This is a genomic window from Aquicoccus sp. (genome assembly GCF_041686535.1).
Taxonomy (GTDB): domain Bacteria; phylum Pseudomonadota; class Alphaproteobacteria; order Rhodobacterales; family Rhodobacteraceae; genus Aquicoccus.
The window spans coordinates 1-9,415 of sequence record NZ_JAWLDS010000106.1 but is presented as its reverse complement, the minus strand read 5'-3'; the positions used below and the strand labels follow the sequence as shown (position 1 = coordinate 9,415).

At 59.9% G+C, this 9,415-nt stretch carries 5 protein-coding genes; 4 read left to right on the top strand and 1 reads right to left on the bottom strand.

The window, feature by feature from the left end; genetic code table 11:
* The 4 genes from ACESL9_RS15505 to ACESL9_RS15490 all read left to right on the top strand — a co-directional run.
* Positions 1 to 645: IS1595 family transposase (locus ACESL9_RS15505; protein ID WP_372675127.1), on the top strand; the 645-nt coding region annotated here is incomplete at its 5' end.
* A gap of 107 nt (positions 646 to 752) precedes the next feature.
* Positions 753 to 2,546: a thiamine pyrophosphate-binding protein gene (locus ACESL9_RS15500; protein ID WP_372675126.1), complete on the top strand. Its 1,794-nt coding sequence runs from the start codon at positions 753 to 755 to the stop codon at positions 2,544 to 2,546.
* Positions 2,539 to 4,230 (top strand): flavin monoamine oxidase family protein, encoded by a 1,692-nt coding sequence (locus ACESL9_RS15495; RefSeq protein WP_372675125.1) that lies wholly within the window; start codon positions 2,539 to 2,541, stop codon positions 4,228 to 4,230. The genes ACESL9_RS15500 and ACESL9_RS15495 overlap by 8 nt, the downstream gene beginning before the upstream one ends.
* On the top strand, positions 4,227 to 5,249 hold the full coding sequence (locus ACESL9_RS15490; protein ID WP_372675124.1) for a 3-oxoacyl-ACP synthase III family protein: 1,023 nt from the start codon (positions 4,227 to 4,229) through the stop codon (positions 5,247 to 5,249). Before ACESL9_RS15495 ends, ACESL9_RS15490 begins: the two co-directional genes overlap by 4 nt.
* Positions 5,250 to 5,279: 30 nt before the next feature.
* Here ACESL9_RS15490 and ACESL9_RS15485 read toward each other — a convergent pair whose 3' ends face one another.
* Positions 5,280 to 9,197, bottom strand: coding sequence for an AAA family ATPase (locus ACESL9_RS15485; RefSeq protein ID WP_372675123.1), 3,918 nt, complete (start codon positions 9,195 to 9,197; stop codon positions 5,280 to 5,282).
* Between the last annotated feature and the right edge of the window lie 218 nt (positions 9,198 to 9,415).

Genomic DNA, 9,415 nt, shown 5'->3' with positions numbered 1-9,415 from the left:
TGGCGGATGAAGATCATCGGCGCCCTTACGCCGGAGCCCGACAACAGCCTTGCTGGCATCGTCGAAGCCGACGAAGCCCACCAACGCGAGAGCCGAAAAGGGTCGCGCGAGTGGGTCCGGCACCAGCGCGACCCTGCGAACCAGCCGGCACCGCCGCGCCTGAAGTGGCGAGCCTATCGGCGCAGGGGCGGTTCGGCGACAGCACCTCCGGGTGGCTGGCCAGCTTGGGAGAAGAAACTCCTCGCGGCAACCGACCGCGCAGGCCACCGGGCATTCGAGGCCATTGCCGACGCGGGCCAGTCGGCGATCTCCGGTGCGCTGTTGCCCGTGATGGCGCGCGATGCGGTGCTCTGCACGGACGGGTTCGCCACCTACGAGCGGATCGCGAAGGACGAACGCATCCCGCATTTCGCACTCAATGCCGGGCGGCGGACGAAGCGTACCCCGCGCAGCCACCATATAAACACCGTCAACGCCCTGATCGGCCGGTTCCGCGCCTTCATGCAACCCTTCTGCGGCCCCGCGTCAAAGAACCTTGCAGCATACGGCCGCTGGCATGCCGCCCGGAACAACGCGGACCGCTCCTACCTCGATGCGCTCAGGCTGCTGCTCGCTTCAGGCCCTCGCGCCAACACGATTTGCTGACACCGCCGAGCGGACCTATTAAAAATCGTTTTATTCTATGAAAAGTTCAATTATCATAATATCATAAATATTTATCTGGCGGAAAAGTGTTTAGGCGGAGGATTTCTATGGACGAAGTGAAAGCTGACGTGGCCGCGTTGCTACTAGACTATCTGAAGCTGGAAAAGGTCGAGTTCATATTCGGCGTGCCTGGTGGTGGTCTCATACATATGCTTCACGCGCTGTATGAAGCCGAAGACGGGCCGCGCTACGTCGTCTGCCGTCAGGAAACCGGTGCCGCCTACATAGCAGATGGATTCTACCGGGCATCGGGCAAACTCGGGGCTGTAATGGTCACCACGGGTCCCGGCGCAACAAACGCGCTGACAGGCGTGATGAACGCCGAGGCGGGCGGATCCGCCATGCTGCTGCTGACCGGTGAAATCGCCGAAGAGTACAACGGCATGGGTTATTTACAGGAAGGCGTGGACGGCAAGCTAGATGTTAACGATGTCTACAAGGCGTCGGTCGCCTATTCGGCCGTTCTTTCTTCTGAGGAGAACGCCCAGCGGCTAACCGAGGCGGCGCTGCGCACAGCACTCGATGTGCCACACCACGCCGCCCATCTGTCACTACCCGTCGACATCACGAAGGCCAAGCAGGCAGACATTGACATGCCAAAGCATCCTTTCCGTTACCGTTCTGATCCACCGGTGGCAGAGACAAAGAAGGTGACGCAAGCGCTTGAGTTGATGTCGCGGGCAAAGCGCCCGCTCATCATGTTGGGCAACGGATGCCGAGAGCCGCTACGAGATCCCGGCACGCAGAGCGCGTTGACGCAGTTGGTTGAGGCACGCGGCATCCCGGTCATGACTTCAGCCGACGGGAAGGGTGTATTCCCCGAGGATCATGACTTGTCGTTGCGCGCCTACGGCATCGCCAATGCGATCTGGCCGTTCTATTGGATGAGCCAGACTGACCCGGATTACGACGCACTGATGGTGATCGGTTCCGGCCTCGGCGAACTGGCCACTGACAAGTGGAAGCCACTGATCAGGCCCAACGGGCCGATCATCCAGGTGGATGCCAACGCTCGCATCATCGCCCGGGACTTCCCCGTCGATCTCGGTATAACAGGAGAGGCGGGGGATTTCATTCGCCAGCTGGCGAAGCAGTCTGGCACTGCGCTGCCCCCGCAGGCCGAGGTCAATGCGCGCAAGGCCAAAATTGCACAGATCAAAAAAGAGTATTCACCCTTCGACTCACCCGGCGACTACTTTTCGCAAGCCGGACCATTGCATCCCGCTGCATTATGCCGCGTCATGCAGGAGGAACTGCCAGACGATAACACAATCGTGATGCTCGACGCGGGCAACTGCGTCGGTTGGGGCGTGCACTATCTTACGGCAAAGCCCGGTTTCGAGGTGCATTCGTCGCTCGACATGGGGCCGATGGGGTTTGCCGTGGGGGCGGTCGTTGGCGCAAAGCTGGCACGGCCGGATGCGGCCTGCATCGCTATCACCGGCGACGGCTCCTTCATGATGCAGGGCGCGGAAATCTCTACTGCCCAACGCCACGGTATCGGTGCCATCTGGATCGTGCTCCACGACAATGACCTCTCAATGGTCAGCCAGGGCATGGAGCATTTCATGCGTGGTGACATAAAAAAGTGGCAAGATATGTTTTCGCTCGGCCAGCCGGACCTCGCAAAGTTCGCCGAGGGCCTCGGCGCCGCCACGGCGACTGTCAGCAACCCTACGGAACTGCGCGCTGCACTACAAAACGCCCAGAATTCCAACAGACCTCAGGTGATCGTTGCTGAAATAAATCGCACCGCTCAGCCTCCGTACTACAACCAACTTTATGTACCGAGCAAAGAAGAGGCGCGCGTGATAACAACTTTGGGTGACAACAATGGCTGAAGAGTTCGACTTTGCAATCGTCGGCGGTGGCGCCTCCGGTATCTACTCGGCGTGGCGTCTGGCCAACGCATCGAATGCGGATCTGAAAAAAATACGAGACAAGATAGGCGGCGAAGGTCCATTGAAGGTTGCCGTGTTCGAGCAATCGGGCCGCATCGGTGGTCGCCTCCTGTCTGCATCGCCCCCATCGATGAAGGAGATGCCTCTGGAACTCGGCGGGATGCGCTATTTGAATACTCAGACTCTTGTGAAAGGGCTTGTCGAGAACAAGCTTAAAATCAAAAGACATAAGCAGGACGTCGACGTGGCGGACAACATTGCCTATCTGCGGCGCCGCATGTTCCGGCAGTCTGAACTGCACGTTCCGGGCGTTGATCTTCCCTACGTGCTGCCTGAGCGAGAAAAGTGGATTCTAAGGGACCAATCGACATCCACGCCGGCAGAGCTTATTTTTTGGGCGGTGTTCCAAGAGTTTCCCGAGATCAAGGGAATGGCGCCGGCAGATTTGCCGAACTTCTTGCAGAGCGCCAAGGTCGACGGCAAGCCGCTCTATCAGGTTGGATTCTGGAATCTCCTGTCTCGGCATCTGAGCCACGAAGGCCGCCAGCTCGCAATTACGGCGATCGGATATGATGTGCTCGGCGCAAACGCGAATGCTGTTGACATCATCGCGGAGAACTTCGACTTCACCCCGGGCACAGAGTACTTTCTGTTCGACGAAGGCTTCGAGTCCGTGATCTGGCGCCTGCAGTCGGAGTTCGAAGCCTGCGGCGGAACAGTCAAACTGAATGCCTCGCTCGCAAGCTTCGACGAGGCGGTCCCGGGCGATCCAAAAGGCGGTTTCGAACTGACATTCGAGACGGGCGATCCGGCGAATGCGCGGGCAATCGTACTGGCAATGCCGCCTGCAGCGATCAAGCGTCTGCTGCGGCGCGGGCCGCTGCTGGATCCGAAGATCAAACATGCGGGGAGGGTGCGCCGGCTGATGAACTCGGTCGAGGGGATCCCCCTTTACAAGTTGTTCGTGATCTACGATCGACCGTGGTGGAAAGAGCAACTCGGGCTTGAGAAGGGCCGATCTCTGACAGACATGCCGGTTCGCCAGTGCTATTACTGGTCCACAAACGACGAAAAGCCCTCGGCCATCATGGCCTATAACGATCAAGCAAGCACCAGCTTTTGGGGCGGCTACCAGACAGGGCCGTTGGGCGCGCGCGACACCGGGCTGTCGGACATCAATGATCCGGTGGAGGGCGCTTTGGCCTTCCAAGGCAGCGGCGGAGGTGCGGTACAGCCGACCGACGATGTCCAGAAACGGCGCGTGTCGAACTGGAAGGATCACGAGGCGCCGCACGAGATGGTCGTCGAAATGCATCGCCAGCTCATGGAGATGCATTGCGTCACCAATGCCCCTATGCCGATCGATGCCGCTTTCATGGACTGGATGAATGAACCCTACGGCGGTGCGGTGCACTTCTGGAACCCAGGTCACAAATCCTGGGAAGTACGCGATGACATGACGCAGCCCATCAGCGGACTGAATGCTTTTGTGGTCGGCGAGGCATTCTCGACGGCGCAGACCTGGGTGGAGGGCGCACTTCAGACGTCTGAGATATTTCTTCAGGACCGCCTTAACATGGCTAAACCCGACTGGATCGACGATGATGGGGATGGATCGGAGTGACAGACCTATCAAACACTCAAGGTATCGCGCCACGCATCATCGGGACCGGTTACAGCATCCCGAGCAAGGTCCGTACGAATGATGATCCGATCTTTGACTGGCTGAAAAACAACCAGCCGGAAGGCAAGGACTTGTTCAAGGGCTTCGATGTGCGTCACGTGCTTTCCGATGACGAAAAACTTATCGACATCATGAAGCCCGCTGCGCAGATGGCGCTTGCGTCTGCCGGGATCGAACCGGACGATATCGACATCATCATCGGCGACGGCTCTATCAGCAATTACCGCACGCCGAATACCATTAGCGAACTGCATCAAGCGCTCGGCCTTTGCAGCGATGCATGGCCCTTGCCGCTGCTCAATTCGTTTTCGCAGTTCAACGCGGCGGTCATGATCAGCGATGCCATGATCAAGGCCGGCAGTGCCCGGCACGTGCTGATCGCGCTTGGAGACAACTGGACCCGCTTCGTAGAATACACCACTCCCCAGGCGATCTCGGCAGGGGATGGGGCGGCAGCCTGCGTCGTGGGTCCCATGAAATCGCAGGCCGATTGGCAATACGTCGACAGTTTCACGATTGCCGACACGAGCTATTATGGGTCTATGTACATGGCTTCCGATTTTATCCAGGGCGAAGCAGACACGGCAAACCAAGAGTTTACCCACCCTTTCTTCCACATAACGAGTAAGGGCATCGAGGGTTTCAAAAAGTTCGGAGTGAAGAAGGCCCCAGAAGCGGTCAAGACCCTGATGGAACGCAACGGCGTCGCACCAAGGGATGTTTGCCTGATTGGTCATCAGGCGAGCAGCGTCCTGACGGACCACTGGACGCAGATCATAAACCCGGGCTTCTGCATCAACACATTGAAAAAGTTTGCAAATCTTGTGCAGTCCAGTGTGCCGTTCAACTTGGCATGGGCCACTCGAAACGAAAGCGCTTTTACGCAGAACTATGTCGTCACGCTCTGCCTCGGACCCGACATGCACGCCAACGCGATGCTTTTGCGGCGCAACAGTTGAGGGGTCCTGAAGCGTAGCGAAGATACAGGCTCACCTAAGCGTCCGCGACAGCCGCAGAGCCACAGCATCTGCGCCCCAAAATACGTAAGCCTTCAACGCCGCGGATTTGTAAGGTCCACCGGGTTTTAACCGCGCCGCATACTCCAAGGCCAAAGCCCTGTCCTGCAAGTCGTAGTCTGGCCCGAGCGCCCCAGCCGTCGCAACCAGCCGCTCGGCGGCCGCGTCTCGATCGCCCGCCAAACCGTCGCGCACTGCCTCTGCGATCTCCGCCTTCGATCCGAAGTTACCCGGATGGATGTTCCGCCACTCGGACAACTGAGCGATCTCATGGTCCACCGCCGTGGTTTGGCTACCGGCGGCCGTTCCGTTCTCGAGTTCCAACCCCAGTCGGGCAAGCACCGTATGGAACACCGCGTCGAACTCTGCCGTCTGCCCGGCGACGGCGGGTCGGATCTGTTCAAGCTCCGCGGCCAACTCTAGCGCCCGTGACCAGTCGCCGCCATGCCGGTGCAAGCGAATTCTAGTGGCGAGATAATAACCGATCTGGTTGATGAACTCGCTCTGCATAACCCAGCCTATATCGCGATCTTCATCGATGTCGTCTGACGAAAGGGACACCGGACCGGTCGTCGCCCCCTGCAGCGCCCGAGCGAACTGGCACTCCATCGTGACGTGAACGCGAGCATTGCGATGCAACTGGTGCCCCAAGGCCTTCTCGCTTGCGGTGATTACCGTCTCGAGGCGCTCTCCCGAGGCAGCGCGCATCACCACTTCGCCCGCGATATTGTAGCTGGCATACTGCCTGTCGCCGTCTTCGAGCGCGCGAGCCGCGGCCGCCCGGTTGCGCACGGCGTTCATGTGCAGGGGGTCGCGCCAGTGGCCGTGAAACCATGTGTCGATGAAGCCTACGACCGGCAGCGCCGCCCCGTCCCTCGCCATGTCGAGATCAAGCGCCGCGCGCGACCAGGCCGCCCCACTCGTCCGGTCGCCGGATATAGCCGACTTGACGATCGAGTACATCGAGAAGGCGTGCGGCGACGCGCTGCTGTGTGCGAGCGCCAGCTTCATTGCGGTGGCCGAGGCCCAGGCGAACGTCGCAAACTGGTTTGACTGGAAGGCAAAGGGCGCGGTGGAGAGAAGCGCTGTCAGCTTTAGGGCTACGTTCGAGTTGTCGTCGCCCAGGCCTGCCAGCAACTCGGTCGGCTGGCGGTCCCGAGTCATCTCGTCGAGCGATGCAACGATCTCTCCCACCTCCGCCTGTAGCGTGGCTGGATCCGCGGGCACTTCGACGCCGCTGAGACGGATCGCGCGGATGCCAACCTGGACCGCCTCCACGGCAAACCCTTGGCCGAACAGCCTCAGCGCCTCTTCCAGCATGCACGCGACAGCTTTTTCCTGCCTCTCCGCCGCAAGCCAGTGATGCGCAATTTCCATCAGCTTATTTGCACGGTCGGCACCGCTGTTCGCCTCCAGCCATTCGGCGGCGTCGGCGTGTAGAACTCGACGCTGCAAGTAGGGCAACTGGTTGTAGGCAACTTCACGCATGATACTGTGCGAAAAGCCGTAGCCGGGACGGTCGCCGACGGCCATGGGCTCAAGAAAGTCCATCTTGAAGAGACCAGTGAGATGGCGATTGATCTCCTTGCTCTCCAGTCGAAGCGGGTGAATCGCGCATACCAGCTTGGTAGGAAACGCCAAACCCGCAACTGCAGCGACGCGCAGCGAAAGCTGGACCGCCGGTTCCTGCCGGTCGAAACGTTGCAAAACCATGCCGTGCAGAGTGTCCGGCACAACCATGGTGTCCGACTCATCGGCATGCAAAGGAGTGGCGACTCCGTCGCTGACCATTACGTATCCGGCAGCTTTCAAGCTGATGATGAGCTCTGAGGTGAAGAACGGGTGCCCTCCTGTAGCCTCCGTAATCTGATCCAGCAATTTTTCAGACACGGAGGTGCAGCCGAGCCTTAGGCAGATCAGCGCTGCCATGCCGTCACGTTTTAATGCAGCGAGACGGATACGGTGCAGCCCTGCCGCAACCAGATCATCCAGCCATTCTAGGTCGCCTACCTGCTGCACGAGTATCACCACGATCAACTCGGGCAGACCGGGGAGCAGACGCACCAGAATTTGGCGCGACCCAGGGTCAAGCCACTGCGCATCATCTACGCAAAGAAACGTGGGATTTCTTGTGAAGGCATCGGTCAGCAGCCTAACCAGTAGATCCTCGATGGCCTGGGTACGCAGTCTGCCGATCAATTCTGCCGTGAGGGCTGTCTCCTCCAATCCGGTCGGAAATACAGCGTCGAGAAGCGGCGCAAGCTCGTGCAGGTCGTGCGACAAATTGTTCAATACTGCCTCTCGGCGTTCCGACAACGTCATGCCGGAGGTTACCCCGACCGCCTCGCCAATCACTCGACGCAGCGCACCGTAGGGCGTCTCTCGTTCGATGGATGAGGCGGTTTCAATGCGGAAGCAGCCACCGGCGTTTTCAATGTCGTTGCGCAGGGCCCGCGCCAAAGTCGTTTTGCCACTGCCGGATTCGCCCTCAACGATGACACCGGTGCCCTCCTCGCCCTCGCCCCCCGTGGCCCACAGCCGGAGAAGCATACCGATTTCTGCGCTGCGCCCTGCGACCCTTGGACCTTCTTCGTCGCCTATCGCCTCGCCGGTGAGCGCCCAGGCTTGCACCGCCTCGTCTTGACCTTTCAGCCAGAAGGTCTGCGGCTGGGCGTCATACCCCGCTGTGGCGCGCGTGGCGCGCATCGTTGGTGCATCCACCAGTATCCCGTCGGCAGTTGCCCACGCGAGCCGTGAGGATGTGTTAATCCCATCGCTTAGTATTAGAAGAGAGCGATGCTGCGGGGTTCCGACGATGCCGCAGAAGGCACGCGCCGTGGCGACGCCGGCACTGGCGCGGACCTTCATCTGCGCCAGTGCCCGGGCTATTTCCTTGCCTGTCAGCACCGACCTCAGCGGATCGTCCGAATGGGCATCCGGTGGCGTGCCGAAGGTTACGAGCAATGATGCACCCTTTTCGTCGACAAGGACGTTGGCTAGTGAGCCATCGAAGCCTTGGGTGATTTCCTGTATGGTCTGCACAATCGTACCGAGACGATCTCCGGCATCCTCGGCGCTCTGATCGAAATCATGCAGCGCAATTGTGAGCGCGGTCACCGGGCGCAGTTCGGCAAGCCATTCTAGGCCGACAGTTTCAATCCAACTGGCGATGTAGCGCGGCACGCGCGAGATCACCGCCGCCCAGGCCTCCTCGGAAGGCAGCGGCAGCGCGGCGGCGCGAATTGGCTTCACGTACGGAAAATGCATGAGCCTCAGCGCAAGGCCGTCGGCAATCTCCTCGGTCAGTGCATCAGGTGGACAGAGGCGAGCCACATTTCGGGTCAGGATGACGTCGTTTGGCGCTCTGCAGGATGCGATACCCCTCAGTTCCCTAATTGCCGAGCCGAGAGACGTGGACAGCCACTGGTTGTGCCGACCGCCGAGCTCGACGGTCTGCAACTCCCCGCAGGCCACGTTTAGGTTCATGTCAAACAGTGTTCCGCCATTGCAGCAACGATCGCGCAACGCATTTGCCGCTGCCACCGCCCCCACGACTGCATCGCTCATGTCAGGCCCCTCCGCCGGCCACGTGGACAGCAGTCCATCGCCAACAAAGACAGCCGGCTCACCGCCGAACTCGACGATCATTGTGATCATCTCGCAATAGTGCTCCTTCAACTGCCGGTGCAACTCCTCCACGCCATCCTGCCGTGTGGCGAGAAGTGTGTTGGTGTGCCGCGTGAAACCAGAGATGTCGCACCATAGAAGAGCCACGCGGCGCGGTGGCAGAGAGCGACAGAGAGAGCCGTCCGGTGTCCGCGCGAGCGCCAAGCGGATTTCCGGCGGCAGGAAACCTGCGGCCTCGTACAAGCGGTCCAACTCTACACTCATCGGTCCAGCCCTAATTTTCCAAGTCTGTTGACGCTTTAGACCGACATTCCCCAAGTGGCCTACCATCTGACGTCAAGATCACCTGACGAGGCCCGCGGATCAAGCGTTTTTGACCGCGGGCTGTATTCGCGGTTGCGGAAACGCTCCGAGCCGGTCGGATCGCGCCACAAATGCTTGTCATGCTGGCGCGGCGCTCCTGTTTTTCAGTGCGCCGGACG

Coding starts and splice junctions, on each gene's coding strand:
- ACESL9_RS15500 (WP_372675126.1), top strand. CDS start 753: ATGGACGAAGTGAAAGCTGACGTGGCCGCGTTGCTACTAGACTATCTG.
- ACESL9_RS15495 (WP_372675125.1), top strand. CDS start 2,539: ATGGCTGAAGAGTTCGACTTTGCAATCGTCGGCGGTGGCGCCTCCGGT.
- ACESL9_RS15485 (WP_372675123.1), bottom strand. CDS start 9,197: ATGAGTGTAGAGTTGGACCGCTTGTACGAGGCCGCAGGTTTCCTGCCG.